At 70.7% G+C, this 13,804-nt stretch carries 17 protein-coding genes and 1 pseudogene; 7 read left to right on the top strand and 11 right to left on the bottom strand.

Features of this window, described 5'->3' with window-relative positions; translation table 11 throughout:
* Positions 1-4 precede the first annotated feature (4 nt).
* Entirely contained in the window at positions 5-721 is a 717-nt protein-coding gene (locus V6U90_RS25740) for a thymidine kinase (protein ID WP_442933672.1), read from the top strand.
* A 38-nt stretch (positions 722-759) separates the two neighbouring features.
* On the opposite strand, the gene V6U90_RS25745 is transcribed toward V6U90_RS25740, so the two are convergent.
* On the bottom strand, positions 760-1,218 hold the full coding sequence (locus tag V6U90_RS25745) for an Rv0361 family membrane protein (protein WP_334441768.1): 459 nt from the start codon (positions 1,216-1,218) through the stop codon (positions 760-762).
* A gap of 263 nt (positions 1,219-1,481) precedes the next feature.
* Here V6U90_RS25745 and V6U90_RS25750 point away from each other — a divergent pair, with 263 nt between their 5' ends.
* Both V6U90_RS25750 and V6U90_RS25755 read left to right on the top strand, forming a co-directional pair.
* The gene (locus tag V6U90_RS25750; protein WP_334441770.1) at positions 1,482-1,910 is read left to right on the top strand and encodes a DUF4303 domain-containing protein; all 429 of its coding nucleotides are present in this window, start codon (positions 1,482-1,484) and stop codon (positions 1,908-1,910) included.
* A complete protein-coding gene (locus V6U90_RS25755) occupies positions 1,904-2,287 on the top strand; it encodes a VOC family protein (protein WP_334441772.1) in 384 nt (127 codons plus the stop codon). Before V6U90_RS25750 ends, V6U90_RS25755 begins: the two co-directional genes overlap by 7 nt.
* A 117-nt stretch (positions 2,288-2,404) precedes the next feature.
* Here V6U90_RS25755 and V6U90_RS25760 read toward each other — a convergent pair whose 3' ends face one another.
* The gene (locus V6U90_RS25760; RefSeq protein WP_334441776.1) at positions 2,405-3,406 is read right to left on the bottom strand and encodes a tyrosine-type recombinase/integrase; all 1,002 of its coding nucleotides are present in this window, start codon (positions 3,404-3,406) and stop codon (positions 2,405-2,407) included.
* Between the two features lie 87 nt (positions 3,407-3,493).
* On the opposite strand from V6U90_RS25760, the gene V6U90_RS25765 reads away from it, so the two are divergent.
* On the top strand, positions 3,494-4,471 hold the full coding sequence (locus V6U90_RS25765) for a helix-turn-helix transcriptional regulator (protein ID WP_334441779.1): 978 nt from the start codon (positions 3,494-3,496) through the stop codon (positions 4,469-4,471).
* 53 nt (positions 4,472-4,524) lie between these two features.
* Here the strand turns inward: V6U90_RS25765 and V6U90_RS25770 are convergent, their stop codons facing one another.
* From V6U90_RS25770 to V6U90_RS25785, 4 genes are read right to left on the bottom strand one after another with little or no spacing between them, the layout of a single operon-like run.
* Positions 4,525-5,013 (bottom strand): GNAT family N-acetyltransferase, encoded by a 489-nt coding sequence (locus V6U90_RS25770; protein WP_334441781.1) that lies wholly within the window; start codon positions 5,011-5,013, stop codon positions 4,525-4,527.
* Between the two features lie 58 nt (positions 5,014-5,071).
* Positions 5,072-5,728 carry a nucleotidyl transferase AbiEii/AbiGii toxin family protein gene (locus V6U90_RS25775; RefSeq protein ID WP_334441783.1) on the bottom strand — a complete coding sequence of 219 codons (657 nt, stop codon included), beginning with the start codon at positions 5,726-5,728 and terminating at the stop codon, positions 5,072-5,074.
* Positions 5,725-6,063: a hypothetical protein gene (locus tag V6U90_RS25780; RefSeq protein ID WP_334441785.1), complete on the bottom strand. Its 339-nt coding sequence runs from the start codon at positions 6,061-6,063 to the stop codon at positions 5,725-5,727. Before V6U90_RS25780 ends, V6U90_RS25775 begins: the two co-directional genes overlap by 4 nt.
* Before the next feature lie 50 nt (positions 6,064-6,113).
* Complete coding sequence (locus V6U90_RS25785) at positions 6,114-6,893, bottom strand: endonuclease/exonuclease/phosphatase family protein (protein WP_334441788.1); 780 nt, start codon at positions 6,891-6,893, stop codon at positions 6,114-6,116.
* Positions 6,894-7,088: 195 nt separating this feature from the next.
* Between V6U90_RS25785 and V6U90_RS25790 the strand changes: the two genes are divergently transcribed.
* Both V6U90_RS25790 and V6U90_RS25795 read left to right on the top strand, forming a co-directional pair.
* Complete coding sequence (locus tag V6U90_RS25790) at positions 7,089-7,862, top strand: sulfite exporter TauE/SafE family protein (protein ID WP_334441789.1); 774 nt, start codon at positions 7,089-7,091, stop codon at positions 7,860-7,862.
* Between the two features lie 50 nt (positions 7,863-7,912).
* Positions 7,913-8,701 (top strand): GNAT family N-acetyltransferase, encoded by a 789-nt coding sequence (locus V6U90_RS25795; RefSeq protein WP_334441791.1) that lies wholly within the window; start codon positions 7,913-7,915, stop codon positions 8,699-8,701.
* A gap of 249 nt (positions 8,702-8,950) precedes the next feature.
* Here the strand turns inward: V6U90_RS25795 and V6U90_RS25800 are convergent, their stop codons facing one another.
* The 3 genes and pseudogenes from V6U90_RS25800 to V6U90_RS25815 form a co-directional block, all read right to left on the bottom strand.
* Positions 8,951-9,577, bottom strand: coding sequence for a DUF1349 domain-containing protein (locus V6U90_RS25800; RefSeq protein ID WP_334441794.1), 627 nt, complete (start codon positions 9,575-9,577; stop codon positions 8,951-8,953).
* A 175-nt stretch (positions 9,578-9,752) separates the two neighbouring features.
* Positions 9,753-10,584: pseudogene (locus V6U90_RS25805) on the bottom strand (aminoglycoside N(3)-acetyltransferase).
* A 52-nt stretch (positions 10,585-10,636) separates the two neighbouring features.
* Positions 10,637-11,086, bottom strand: coding sequence for an OsmC family protein (locus V6U90_RS25815; RefSeq protein WP_334441800.1), 450 nt, complete (start codon positions 11,084-11,086; stop codon positions 10,637-10,639).
* Positions 11,087-11,175: 89 nt separating this feature from the next.
* Here V6U90_RS25815 and V6U90_RS25820 point away from each other — a divergent pair, with 89 nt between their 5' ends.
* The gene (locus tag V6U90_RS25820; RefSeq protein ID WP_334441803.1) at positions 11,176-12,738 is read left to right on the top strand and encodes an FMN-binding glutamate synthase family protein; all 1,563 of its coding nucleotides are present in this window, start codon (positions 11,176-11,178) and stop codon (positions 12,736-12,738) included.
* 70 nt (positions 12,739-12,808) lie between these two features.
* On the opposite strand, the gene V6U90_RS25825 is transcribed toward V6U90_RS25820, so the two are convergent.
* Together V6U90_RS25825 and V6U90_RS25830 are read right to left on the bottom strand one after the other, a co-directional pair.
* The gene (locus V6U90_RS25825; protein ID WP_334441805.1) at positions 12,809-13,237 is read right to left on the bottom strand and encodes a VOC family protein; all 429 of its coding nucleotides are present in this window, start codon (positions 13,235-13,237) and stop codon (positions 12,809-12,811) included.
* A 132-nt stretch (positions 13,238-13,369) separates the two neighbouring features.
* The gene (locus V6U90_RS25830) at positions 13,370-13,783 is read right to left on the bottom strand and encodes a glycosyltransferase family 4 protein (RefSeq protein ID WP_334441808.1); all 414 of its coding nucleotides are present in this window, start codon (positions 13,781-13,783) and stop codon (positions 13,370-13,372) included.
* Between the last annotated feature and the right edge of the window lie 21 nt (positions 13,784-13,804).

The following is a 13,804-nucleotide window of genomic DNA, read 5'->3' on the forward strand; positions in this document are numbered from 1 at the left end:
GACCGTGACCGACGACGCCGCTGCCGCCCCGACCTGCCTGGCTCACCCGCCGCTGGGTGACCACCCGGCCCACGCCCACTGCACCGGGGTACACGGCGTCGACGGCCGTCCCCTGCACGCCGCGGCGCTGAAGTTCTTCTGGGGACCAATGGACTGCGGTAAGTCCACGATGGCCCTGCAGATGAACTACAACCACGCCCGGCAGGGCCGCCGCGGCCTGGTCACCACCCGCATCGACCGGTCGTTGGGCCCACAGGTCACCACCCGCATCGGCCTGGCCCACTCCGCCATCGAGGTCACCGAGGAGATGGACCTGCGGGCCCTGGTGCGCGGCCGGTGGGCCGAAGGGGTACGGGTCGACTACCTCATCTGCGACGAGGCGTGCTTCTACACCGTCGACCACGTCGAGCAGATGGCCGAACTGGTCGACGACTACGACGTCGACGTGTTCGCCTTCGGCCTGGCCACCGACTTCCGTTCCGACATGTTCCCCGCCGCGCGGCGGCTGTTCGAACTCGCCGACTCCGTGGCCCGCATCCAGGTCGAGGTGCTGTGCTGGTGCGGCCGGGAGGGGCTGCTCAACGCCCGCGTCGTCGACGGGCGGGTGGTCCGCGAAGGCGCCCAGGTCGTCATCGGTGACACCGTCGACACCGCCCAGGTCCGCTACCAGGTGCTGTGCCGGCGCCACTACCGCAGCGGCGACCTCGGCCCCCGCGCCTGACACCTCACTGCCGTGGGCCGGTCAGCCCGGCCGGCGGGTCAGAACGGGTCGCCGCAGACCCGCCACCGGCCGTCCTCGCGGACCACCGGCACCTGACGGTCCTGCACCGGACCGGCCGCGCGGGTCAGGCGCACCCGCACCGTGCCGTGCGGGCGGCCGGCGCGGGTGGCCACCGACACGTCGACGATCTCGTGGCGGGTCAGCACCGGCGGGGTGCGTACCCACGCGGCGAACCCCAACGCACTCCACCGCTCGCGGGTGTCGGCGCACAACCGTTCGTAGGCGGTGTCGACGTCCCCGGCGACGACCTCCCGCAGGAACCCGTCGGCGGTGTCCCGGACCGGCCCGGAAGCCCGCCACACCGACTGGAAACTGAACGTACCCACCCCGGCCGCACCCACACACAGCATCAGCGCCGCCAACGCGGTCACCGCTCCCGCGACCCGCAGCCGCCGTACCGGCCGGGCCGGGCGGATCCACGGCTGCTCATCGGCCACGACCACCAACGGTAGTGACCGCGGGACCCGGTGCGCAGCCGAACCGGCTGCGGCGCCACCGCAGGGCAGCCGGTCAGGGGGTCGGGGAGGATCGGAACAGAAACTGGCGCTAAGCGGGACGGCGGGGTGAGGGGTTCGGTCCGTAGGTTGTTCCACCGCCGCGGCGCTGCCACGCCGTCGGGGCGTCCGCCTTGCCAGCGCGGCCCTGGACCTCTCCGCCGCCATGCCGACGGCGGTCTCGGCACGTACTGCAGGATGGGGGCGTGAGCTTCGATCTCGAGTCCTGGTCCAGTGACCTCAACCACAGTGTCGGAGGGGTGCTCGAGCAAGCGATCACGACCGTGACGAGCAGGTTGCCGGCCGCAGAAGTCGCCGGCGTCGGCATTGCGACAGATGCTGACGCTACGTCGATCGTCGCGCTCGCGAACTCGCGTCATCACCTCGACGAGATGATTTCCGCGGAGCCGGAGTTCGCCATCGACTCGAGGTGGCACCTCGGTGAGTGGGACATGGACGTGACGCAGGTCGGAGGTGCAGGGGATCCGCTCGAGCCGACACGTGCCGAGTTGGAGCGCGCGAAGCAGCTCATCACGGCATCTGCTGGCGATCCGACTGCTCCGATCCTCCCCAGCCCCCGGTCAGGACAACCACATGATCCTGACAGAAGATGTCAGGATCAGCCGGCATGCTGACCGACATGACCGCACCAGCCGAACTCATCATGATCAACCTTGACAGTCCCGACCCGGTCGCGCACGCCGAGTTCTACCGGCAGCTACTCGACGGGGAGATCACCCACAGCGAACCCGCCTACACGATGCTGCGCACCGGCACCACCACCATCGGATTCGAACTCGTCGACGGCTACCAGCCCCCGGCGTGGCCCGACACCGCCGGCGCCAAGCGATACCACCTCGACCTGTACGTCGACGACCTCGCCGAAGCCGAGGAACTGTTCGTCGCGGCCGGCGCGACCCGACCGGACTTCCAGCCCGGCGCCGGCCGGTGGGTGGTACTGACCGACCCGGCCGGGCAGCCCTTCTGCATCTGCCCCCGCCCACAGGGCTGACCGTACGCGGGCACCCGGTGCCGTCCTGGTCGGCGGATACCGGGTACCCGCCGCCGGACACACCGCACGCGCCCAGCTCGACCGCGCCGCCCCAGCCACCCGCGACACCGGCGCCGATCAGCCGGGCGCGCGACGCGCCCGCGCCGACCAGATCACGTACGCCGGATCCCGGTCCAGGTTGTGCCGATCCCGGTCGTAACGGCGGGTGGTACGCGGATCCGCGTGCCCCATCGCGTCCTGCACATCCTCCAACGGCACCCCCTCGGCCCGGGCGGTGGTCGCGAACGCATGCCGCAGCGAGTGCGGAGACAGCTTCGCCCACGCCGGTATCCCGGCGGCCCGCGCCAGCCGGCGCACCATCCGGAACACCGCGTGCCGGTCCAGGCGGCCACCGGTGGCGGTGACCAGCAGCGGCCCGGTCAACTCGGCCACCCCCACCCCGGCCGCGGCAGCCCGTTCGGCCAGGTACGCGTCGACCGCCCACGCCGTACCGGGGGTCAACGCCCGCCGACGAGGTTTACCGCCCTTGCCGGTGAAGCGGACACTACGATGCCCCCGCTCGGCGCCCAGATCGGCCAGGTCCAGCGACACCAACTCCCCCACCCGCAACCCCAGGTCGGCCAGCAACGCCACCGCCGCCCGGTTACGGGCCGCAGTAGGGCCGGTGTCGGCGTCCGCGGCGGCCAGCAGGGCATCGACCTCCTCCGGGGTCAACCCCACCGTCGCCGAATGGTCCCGGTTGACCTTCGGCCGGTCCGCGCCGGACACCGGGTTGGCGTCCACCGCCCGCAGCTTGCCCAGGAAGTCGTACCAACTGGACAGGGCCGACAGTTTCCGCGCCACCGTCGCCGGGGTCAACGGCCGGCCGGTCCGCGCGTCCACACTGGCCTCCAACGCCCGCGCGTACGCGTTGACGTGCAAAAACGTCGCCGTCAACGGATCCAGGTCGGCCCCGGCGCACCAGCCGAGCCAACCAGCGATGTCCCGCCGGTACGCCGCCCGGGTGTGCTCGGACAACCGCCGGTTGACCAGCCACGCCTCGGTGAAATCCACCGGGCCGGCAGCGAGCACCGGATGGGCCGCAGGGCGGGACGCGACAGGGACAACGGGACCGGACATGACAAAAGGTTCTCAGGTTCGGTGCGTGCGGTGGCGAAGGCGCGCCCGACGCGGTCGGTGTCATACCGGCCGGTTAGCCTCGGCGACGTGCGCGCAAGCCGGCTGGTGTCCCTGCTGCTGCTGTTACAGGCCCGGGGCCGCATGACCGCCCCGGAACTGGCGCAGGCCTTGGAGGTGTCGGTACGCACCGTCTACCGGGACGTGGAATCACTGGCCACCGCCGGAGTGCCCGTCTACGCCGAACGGGGCCCCGTCGGCGGCTACCGGCTGCTCGACGGCTACCGCACCCGACTGACCGGCCTGACCGCGCAGGAAGCACAGACCCTGTTCCTGGCCGGCATGCCCGGCCCCGCCGCGGAACTGGGCCTGGGTTCGGTACTCGCGGCAGCCGAAACGAAACTACTCGCCGCGTTACCGCCACCGCTGGCCGCGCAGGGCACCCAGGTACGCGAACGGTTCCACCTGGACGCACCGGGCTGGTTCCGCACCGACGAACCCACCCCACACCTGGCCGCCCTGGCCGACGCGGTGTGGCAGGAACGCCAGGTACGGGTGCGCTACCGGCGGTGGAAACAGCCCCGCGAAGTAACCCGGACCCTCGCCCCACTGGGCGTGGTCTGCAAGGCCGGCCGCTGGTACCTCGTGGCAGCCACCGAAGGACAGATCCGCACCTACCGGGTGGCATCAGTACGGGAAGCGGTGACCCTCGACGACGGATTCACCCGACCCGACGGGTTCCGGCTGGCCGACTTCTGGCAGGACTGGGCCCGCCGCTACGAGGCCGACGTGTACCGCGACACCGCGACGATCCGGGTCACGGCGGCGGCCCTGGAACAGATGGTGCACCTGCTCCCGCCAGCGATGAGCCGAGCCGCCCGGGAAACCGCCGGCCCACCCGACGCCGACGGCTGGATACACACGGCCGTGCCGATCGAGTCGATCCGGCACGGCCACAGCGAACTGCTGAAACTCGGCGCGCAGGTGGAGGTGCTCGACCCACCGCCGCTGCGCCGCCAAATGGCCGACACCGCCCACGCCCTGTCCCGGCTGTACCCACCCGAGTAAAAGACCACCGCCGTACGCCCTGACCGCCGCACTGCCGCCCCGGGCGCCACACGTCAACCCGCCAACACCTTCTCGAACCAGTGCTGCGCATACGGCCCCGGCGAATACGCCGGAATCGGCCGGAACCCGTGCCGCGCATACAACGCCCGCGCCTCCACCAGATCATCACGGGTGTCCAACCGGATCCGATCGAAGCCCGTCCACCGGGCACACCTGGCCGCCTCCGCCAACAGGGCCGCCCCACCCCCACAACCCCGCACCCCGGAACGCACGAACAACCGGGTCAGCTCCGCATACCCATCACACCACCGCAACCCCACACAACCAGCCACCCGCCCCCGGTACCGACCCACCAGGAACAACCCCGTCGGCGGACACAGATCATCACTGGGACCCTCCGCCATCGCCGCCGACACCTCACCAGCCGACACCGCCCGCCCATACCAGCGGCCCACGATCTCGGTGAAGTACTCCCGCAGCAACACCTGCGACACCGCATCGGCGACATCCACCCGGGCAACCGCCCACAGCTCATCCGACATGCCGCCATCGTCCACACCCTGTCCAGCGGATTAACCCCGCCAGCCAGGCCAGCCCCACCTACCGCGGCCAGCCCGCGAACCGCGCCCGCACCCGCCGGATCTGCTCCGGCGACAACCGGTAGTACCGGAACCGCACATCATCCAACCGGTCCAGATACCGACCCACATCCGCGACATCCTCGTCATCCAGACCAGGATCATGCCGCCGCGCCAACGCCAACATCCCCACCAGGTCGTACCCACGCCCCGCCGCCGCCGCCACGTCGATGTAGTCGCGCACCTCCCGCCGGTTCACCAGCGCGGCCACCTTCGTCGCCACCAGATCATCCGGATGCATCACCGGACCCAGATCCATGATCACCGGCCGGTGGTGGCGATCCAACCGACACAAACTCAACCGCAACATTCGCCCCGCCCGGGCCACCATGAACTCCCGCTGATCCCGATCGAAACCAGCGAACACCTCACCAAGATCACTGACGACCTCGGACACCTCAAACCCGGCCGCCCGCAACGCCGCACACACCTCATCAGCCGCAGCCGCCGCCGCACCATCGGTGTCGCTGAACAGATCCACATCCTCGGTCGGACGCCGCACCAACCCGTTGACCAGCCACGCCACCCCACCACCCAGCACAAACCCGTGCCGGTCAGCCACCGTCAACGCAACCCGCGCCACCTCACGGAAAAACCCGTCCACGCTCCCGGCGCTCACCCCACCCGACGCAACTGCGGATGCCGCGCCTCCCACGCCTGACGCACCCCACGCGGCAGATTCAACTCCCGCCACACCCGCACCAACGTCGCCGCATGCAGAAAACACCGCAACTCATCACGGGACACCGCCTCCCGCAGCACGTTCTCATACATCCACAGCAACATCGTGTGCTGGCCAAGATTGAACCGCCGCTCCGGCTGCCACCACAACCGCAGCGGCAACTCCACCACCCCCCGCTCCGGACCACACAACTCATCCAGAGCGTCGATCACCAGCGCAGGACGACCCGGACGGGCCAGATGGACCGTCGCACCGTGCAGCGTGCCCCGCATGCCAGCCAGCGTAACCGCACCACCACCCGCACCGACACCACCACCACACGTCACCCCAGATCCACCACCAACGGACGATGATCAGAAATCAACGACCGCGGCGCCGCCACCGCCCGCACCAACGGCAACCGCCCCCCGTCCCGCCGATCCGCGATGATGTGATCCAACTGCACCCTCGGCCGCACCGCCGGATACGTCGGCAACCGGCCCAGCACCCGCCACCGCGACACCAGCCCGACCAGCCCCGCCGGCAGATTCAGATCCCCCAACAACACCCGCGGCCCCGGCAACCCCCGCAACGCCGCCACCACCTGCCGCAACTGCCGCACATTCCAACCCGGCACGAACGACAGATGCGTCGCCGCCACCGTCATCACCCCCACCGGCGACTCCACCACCGCCGCCAACAACACCCGCGGCTCATCCCGCAACAGGATCAACCCCCCACCCGGCCCCGACACGAACACCGGCGACCGCACCGGCGCCGGCCGCAACCGCGTCACCCGCCACGACAACACCGGAAACCGGGAAACCAACCCCACCCCGTACAACGGCTCCCCATCACCGTCGTCGTCATGCGTCAACGGACGGAAACCCTCCCCCGGCGTACCCACCACCGCCGCCGCGAACCGATGCTCACCCGCACCCGACGCCCGCGCCGCCACCGCCGTCAGATCCAACCGACCACTACGGTGCTGATCCCGATCCACCTCCTGAATCGCCAACACATCCGCATCCAACGCACCCACCGCCGCCGCCAACCGGCCAGCATCGACGAGCCCATCCTGCGGGGACCGACCGTGCAGAACATTGAACGTGGCCAGACGCACCCCTGCCCCCTACGCGGACCCATGCCACAGTTACCCGATGATCCTCAAGGTGCTCACCTGCTCCATCCTGCTCTTCCTGGCCCTCGGCGCCGCCGGAATCTGGCTACGCCGACACCGCAACCGCTGATCCACCACCGGTGAGGCGCACCACAACACCACACCCCACACCCCCACCCACGCGCAGAATCCCCGCACGTGGACTCCGCAACCGTCACCATCCTGCTCACCGCCGCCGCCTGCGCCGGCTGGATCGACGCCGTCGTAGGCGGCGGCGGACTGCTCCTGCTACCCGCACTCCTCGTCACCGCACCCGGCATCCCCGTCGCCACCGCACTGGGCACCAACAAACTCGCCGCCATCGCCGGCACCAGTACCGCCGCGATCACCTACGCCCGCCGCGTCAAAATCGACTGGGCCATCGCCGCCCCCGCCACCGCACTGGCCATCATCACCGCCGGCTGCGGCGCCGCGCTCGCCGGCGCCATACCCGCCACCGCCTACCGACCCGTCGTCCTCGCCGTCCTCGTCGCCGTCGCCGTCTTCGTGGTATCCCAACCCCGACTCGGCACCCTCGCCCACCCACACCGCCGCACCCGCGCCCGCACCATCACCGCCGTCGCAGTCACCGGCATCGCCATCGCCGCCTACGACGGCCTCATCGGCCCCGGCACCGGCACCTTCCTCGTCCTAGCCTTCACCACCCTCATCGGCACCGACTTCGTTCACGGCTCCGCCATGGCCAAACTCGTCAACGCCGGCACCAACTTCGGCGCCCTCGTCGTATTCGCCGCCACCGGCCACGTGTGGTGGCTCCTCGGCGCCGCCATGGCCATCTGCAACATCGCCGGCGCAATCGTCGGCGCCCGCATGGCACTACGCCGCGGCGCCGGATTCGTCCGCACCGTCCTCCTGGTCGTCGTCCTCGCCCTCGTCGCCCGCCTCGGCTACGACCAGTGGCACACCACCTGACCCGCCGTCAGGACACCACGCGGGACCACCCTCACCCGCATCACCATGCGATGATCCCCACCATGCGGGTACGCGCCGTCCACGACCGCGACGAACTGGCCGCCCTCCTACGCCACCACCCCACCCGACACGCCTACGAACTCGGCGACCTCGACGACCCCCACTGGCCCCACACCACCTGGTACCGCCACCACAACCTCATTGCGCTCCTCTACCACCCCACCCCGGTACCCTCCCTGCTCGCCTTCGCCGCCCCCGAGCAGCACACCGAACACCACGAACTCCTCACCGCGCTGGCACCCCTGCTGCCACGCCGCCTGCACGCCCACCTCTCCCCCGGCAACGCCGACGCCCTCCGCGACGCCGGATACCACATCAACACCGCGGCACCGTTCCTCCGGCTCGCGCTGACCGACCCGACCCGGCTTCCCGATCCCACCCCGCCGCGGGTCGAAACCCTCACCACCGCCGACCTGCCCCGCCTGCACGACCTTTTCCAGGCCGCCTACGCGGGCACCTGGTTCGACCCCGCCCTGCTGCACGCCGGCCAGTACGTCGGCGTACGCCACCACGACCAGCTCGTCGCCGTCGCCGGCGTACACGTCTACTCACCGACCCACTCGGTCGCCGCCCTCGGCAATGTCACCACCCATCCCACCGCCCGCCGCCGGGGCCTCGCCCGCGCCACCGTCGGCGCTCTCTGCGCCCGACTACGCCACCACGTCGACCACATCGCCCTGAACGTCGCTGCCGACAACCACGCCGCGCTCGCCCTCTACCACAGCCTCGGATTCACCCCCGTGGCCGAGTTCACCGACCTGTTCGCCACCGTCGACTGACACCTATCACCACTGATGGTTTGTCCGGGTGTTGCTGTTGTCCACAGCTTTGCCCGGTACCACCGGGTCACATCGTCTAATGCATCCTAGGATGCTAGGGATAGGCTGCTGTGCATGCCCGCGCCCCCGAACCGGTCAGATCGCGGGGCGCGGGTCACCGTCGGCGGCAGACCGGATGCCGCTGGCGGTGCAGTACAGATGGGGGGCGTCCGACGGCGGACCTGAAACGACGTACTCAGCCTCGCGACATCATGAGCCGTCGCGCAGCTCGGCGAGGCGCGCCGGTACGAAACGGATCTCGTCGAAGGTCACCCGGCAACCGTCACCGGTGGGCGACTGTGCCTCGAAGCCGATCTGGTCGCGTGCGGTGCCGTCGTCGAGGGCAAAGAAGCGGATCATCTGCCAGGTCCTACCGTCGACCGAGGCGTGGTATGCGTATGCCCGGTCGATCCGGGAGACGCGCAGCCACACGGATCGACCGGGGACGACGAAGGCGTTGGCGTCATCGGCGACGCCCCGGCAGACGACGGACACGATCATCGGCTCTCCTGCGGGAGAGTACTCGAAGCAGAGTTTGCCCCAGCGATGTTCGTCGACCCAGAGCAGGAGCACACCGGCGTCGTAGGTGGCGGCGAAGCCCACGGTGACCCGCGCGCCGAGCTGGAAGTCGCCCTCCGGGGGGACGCCGAGCAGCGTTGCCGCGTTGAGCATCGACTCCGCGTTCAGCATGCTGGCGGTGCCCGGGTCGATGAAGATGTCGGTACGGGGCGCCGCCGAAACGGCCACAGCGTCGGTCTCCTCATCGAGTCGCCAGAGTTCAGCGGGTGAGGGTACGAGCGGAAACGGCACACCCGGCACGTTCAACTGATTCGCCACAGAACCAGACCGTACCGGAACGCCTGTTGACAGCCCCGGACCTCAGCTCTTCACGGGTGCCCTGTGTGGCAGGTACGGCACCGCTCCCCCGATGGGCTCCCGTTCTCCCCGGTCGTCGTGCGCACACCCCCTAGGGCATCCTAGGATGATAGGTTGCCAGCGGGGGCGGCCTGGGCTAGGCCCGTCGGATCCGGGGCGGACTGGCCCTGGATGCCGCTCTCAGCGACGGTGCCGGGCCAGCCACCCGGTGGCGAAATCCACCAGGCGACGCTGCGACATCAACCGGGCGGTCGCGCCCCCGAGGCCCTACCGCCACCGCGCCGGTCGCCTCGAAGTCCGTCCCCAACTGCGGGAAGTCCCGCTCGTCGACCGCGATGTCCGTCCACTCCGCCCACCGGTACGCCCCGTCGGACGTCCGGACCGACGAACCGGTCGTCTCCCGGGGCGGCGACGGTTGGCGGTACTCGGCCAGGTGCAGCGACGTGTTCGAGTCGTAGCCGCAGCCCAGCAGCAGCACCCTGCCGTCCAGGCGGTACACCGCGCCCAGCGGGGACCCCTCCCCCAGCGCGTCGTCGAGGCGGTGCCCGGCGGTCACCTCGACCGCCCGCTGGCCCAGCGCGGCGAACGACACCTGCGGATGGTCACTGCGTACCGCACCTGGCCAGGTCCGTACCGCCTCCGCGACGACCCCCATCCACCGGCTCGGTGTCGTCCGTGGATCGAACCCGGGGGCCTGCTGCCGGATCACCGGCCACCACGCCGGCGGGACCGGCGGGTTCCGCCAGCTGGCCGGGTCGGTGTTGTCCGGGGTGTGGGTCGGGCACCACGAGGGTGCCCGCCGGGCCCAGCACGTCACACACCGCCCGGACCAGCGCCTCCACCCCACCGGCGACGAAACCGACGCGACGGTACGCCGAATGCAGCAGCACGACGTCACCGGCGGCGAGCCCCACCGCCCGCAGGTCCGCGGACAGCGACGCGACGGTGTACGGCACGCGCTGTTCCACCGGCCCAGGGTAGCCACCACACGGAGACGGGCCGGTGTGCGCCGCCCGACGTTCAGGCCGGCTGCGGCCCGCCGTCGGGACGTACCGTGGTCGACACGGCCGTGCCGAGCTCGACGGTCCGCGACACCGTACACAGCCGGTCGTGGGACATCCGCACCGCGCGGGGCAGCATTTCCCGGGCCGCGTCGCCGGCCGGGCCCGCCGGGAAGCGGACGGTGAACTCGACGGCCAGGTTCTGCATCCGGTTACCGCCGGATTCGTCACGGATCTTGTCGCCGGTCACCCGTACCAGGAACTCGTCGGGCTCGTCGCGACGGCTGACCAACAGGTCCACGTCGATCGCCGTGCACCCGCCGATTGCGGCCAACAGCAGCTCCACCGGGGTGAAACTGTCGTCCCCACCGGTACCGATGGCCAGCGAACCGCCCCGGGCGTTGCGTACCTCGTACCGGCCGGCGCCGGCGCGGGTGATGTCGACGCTCCGGAAGGTGTCCTCACTCATGGTCGCCGACGGTACCGGCCCGCCAGCCGGCGCGCACGGACTCCTCGCCCGCCGTGCGGGGTACGGCGAACGGGGTGGGACTGGCGGACATGACGTGGACCCGCCGGGTCGTGCCCGCCGTCGCCGTACTGGCCGCGCGTGACCTGCTGCAACGCGACCATGCCCTGCTGCGGAACTTCCCGGTGCTGGGCCGGGCCCGTTATCTGCTGGAGGCGATCGGGCCGGAGCTGCGGCAGTACATCGTGGCCGGCAACAACGAGGAGCGGCCGTTCACCCGCGACCAGCGCCGGTGGGTGTACGCGTCGGCGAAGAAGCAGAACAGCTACTTCGGGTTCGGCACCGACAACGACATCGAGTACACCGCCGGGTACCCGATCATCATGCACCGCACGTTCGGACGGGCGGTACCCCCGTCGGCGCCGACCGCCGGACACGAGGTGTGGCTGCCGTGCGCGAAGGTCCTCGGTGGTGCCCGGGGCCGGACCGGGGCGTTTCGGCCGGACTCGGTGGTCAACATCTCCGGGATGAGTTACGGGTCCCTGTCCGGTAACGCGGTGGCGGCGCTCAACCAGGGGGCGGCGCAGGCCGGCTGCCTGCAGAACACCGGCGAGGGCGGGTTGTCGCCGTACCACCGCCGGGGCGGGGAGCTGGTCTTCCAGATCGGCACCGCCTACTTCGGCTGCCGGGACGAGCGGGGCCGGTTCAGCCTGGACCGGCTCAAGGAGCTGGTGGCGCAGGCGCCGGTACGGGCGCTGGAGGTGAAACTGAGCCAGGGCGCCAAACCCAGCCTCGGTGGGCTGCTGCCGGGGGCGAAGGTCAGTGCGGAGATCGCCGCGACCCGGGGCATCCCGCCGGGCCGCGACTGTGTCAGCCCGTCACGGCACGCCGAGTTCTCCGACTGCGACAGTCTGCTGGACTGGGTGGAGCTGCTGGCCACCGAGACGGGCCTGCCGGTGGGCATCAAGTCCGCCGTCGGTGACCTGGGCTTCTGGCAGGAGCTGGCCGACCTGATGCGCGACACCGGTCGGGGCGTCGACTTCGTCACCGTCGACGGCGGTGAGGGCGGCACCGGGGCCGCGCCGCTGATCTTCACCGACTCGGTGTCGCTGCCGTTCCAGCAGGGCTTCGCCCGGGTGTACCGGACCTTCGCCGAGCGGGACCTGCACGAGCAGGTGGTGTTCGTCGGGGCGGGCAAGCTGGGCCTGCCGGACAACGCGGTGGTGGCGTTCGCGTTGGGCTGCGACATGGTCAACGTGGGTCGGGAGGCGATGCTGGCGATCGGCTGCATCCAGGCGCAGAAGTGCCACACCGACACCTGCCCGACCGGGGTGGCCACACAGAACGCCTGGCTGGCGCGGGGACTGGATCCGGCGGTGAAGTCGGTACGGGCGGCGAACTACATCCGGACGCTGCGGCGGGACCTGGTGAAGGTGGCCGAGGCGTGCGGGGTGGAGCACCCGGGGCTGATCGACGCCGGGGCGGTGGAGGTGCTCGACGGGCGGACCTCGGCCACCCCGCTGCGTGCGGTGTACGGGTACCGGCCGGAGTGGGGGCTGCCGTCGACGGCCGACCAGGCGGAGATCGTCCGGTTGATGACGGCCACCGGCCCGCAGGGCGGCAGCGCCGCACCCTCGGCGACGGCGACGGGTTGAGCACCCCCTGGGCGGCACGTCCACGTCCCCCCGCGATCGGCTTCGGGGCGCGGTCGCCGACCGGTGACGGCTACTCGGCGAGTATCCCGGTGCCCTGCCCCACCTCGATGAGGTAGCCGTCCGGGTCCCGCAGGTAGCAGCGGATCTCGACGCCGTGGTCCTTCGGTTCGGTCAGGAACTGCCCACCACGTGACCGCCAGAGGTCGTAGACGGCTTGCACGTCGGTGACCCGGACGTTCATCGCGGCGCTGAGCCTGTCCGGTTCCGATGGGGCCTGCGCCCATACGTCCGGCTTGTCGTCCGTGGGGCCACCCTCGTTGTTGATCACGAGGTAGCTGTTGTGGAACCGCAGGATCGCCGGCTCCCGCTCACGCACCACCGCGGCGCCCAGCACCCGCTGGTAGAACTCCCGTGACCGGTCCACGTCCCGGACGATCAGCAGATGGGTGAGAACGAAGCCGTCCTCCGGCCGGAAGTAGTCCGGTGCCGTAGATGCCATCGCCACCTCCCTGGTCCGCCGCCGGGTACCCGCCGGTGACGCCGGCATTCCTCGGGTCGCGGTGGTGGCGGGTCTCCCGGCCGGCGGGCGGGACCGGGCCGACCGGGAGCGGGACCGCAGGCGGCGGACGGTTCACCGGACCCGTTGGCGGCCGGTGCGTTCCAGGACGGTGTTGAACACCTTCTCGTGGGCGTCGAGGCTGTGTTCGGCGGCGAACAGGTCGCGGGCCTCGTGGGCCTTGGTCTCCCGCCAGTCCGCCGGAGCGGCGGCCAGCTCCAGGATCCCCCGGTGCAGCGCCTCCGGGTCCCGGGGTGGTACGAGGGTGCCGAACCTGGTGGCCAGGACGGGGTACCGGCCGCCGGGCAGGTCGGTGGTGACCGAGGGTACGCCGCACATCATCGCCTCGGCCTGGACGATGCCGAACGACTCGGCCACCGATGGCAGGGCGAACACGTCGATGGAGGCGTAGAAGTCGTTGATCTCCTGGCCGCGCAGCTCCCCCAGTGAGCCATTCCGCGCAAGGTTCTGACTACTGATAGTGGTCACGTGGTGCGGTCATGGTCGATA

Source organism: Micromonospora sp. CPCC 206060, from assembly GCF_036906895.1.
In the GTDB taxonomy this organism is placed as follows: Bacteria; Actinomycetota; Actinomycetes; order Mycobacteriales; family Micromonosporaceae; genus Micromonospora.

What these genes read in the sequence shown, in the direction of transcription:
- V6U90_RS25755 (WP_334441772.1), top strand. Translation starts at nt 1,904, where the DNA reads ATGCTGACCGACATGACCGCACCAGCCGAACTCATCATGATCAACCTT.
- V6U90_RS25760 (WP_334441776.1), bottom strand. Translation starts at nt 3,406, where the DNA reads ATGTCCGGTCCCGTTGTCCCTGTCGCGTCCCGCCCTGCGGCCCATCCG.
- V6U90_RS25770 (WP_334441781.1), bottom strand. Translation starts at nt 5,013, where the DNA reads ATGTCGGATGAGCTGTGGGCGGTTGCCCGGGTGGATGTCGCCGATGCG.
- V6U90_RS25780 (WP_334441785.1), bottom strand. Translation starts at nt 6,063, where the DNA reads ATGCGGGGCACGCTGCACGGTGCGACGGTCCATCTGGCCCGTCCGGGT.
- V6U90_RS25795 (WP_334441791.1), top strand. Translation starts at nt 7,913, where the DNA reads ATGATCCCCACCATGCGGGTACGCGCCGTCCACGACCGCGACGAACTG.
- V6U90_RS25815 (WP_334441800.1), bottom strand. Translation starts at nt 11,086, where the DNA reads ATGAGTGAGGACACCTTCCGGAGCGTCGACATCACCCGCGCCGGCGCC.
- V6U90_RS25820 (WP_334441803.1), top strand. Translation starts at nt 11,176, where the DNA reads ATGACGTGGACCCGCCGGGTCGTGCCCGCCGTCGCCGTACTGGCCGCG.
- V6U90_RS25825 (WP_334441805.1), bottom strand. Translation starts at nt 13,237, where the DNA reads ATGGCATCTACGGCACCGGACTACTTCCGGCCGGAGGACGGCTTCGTT.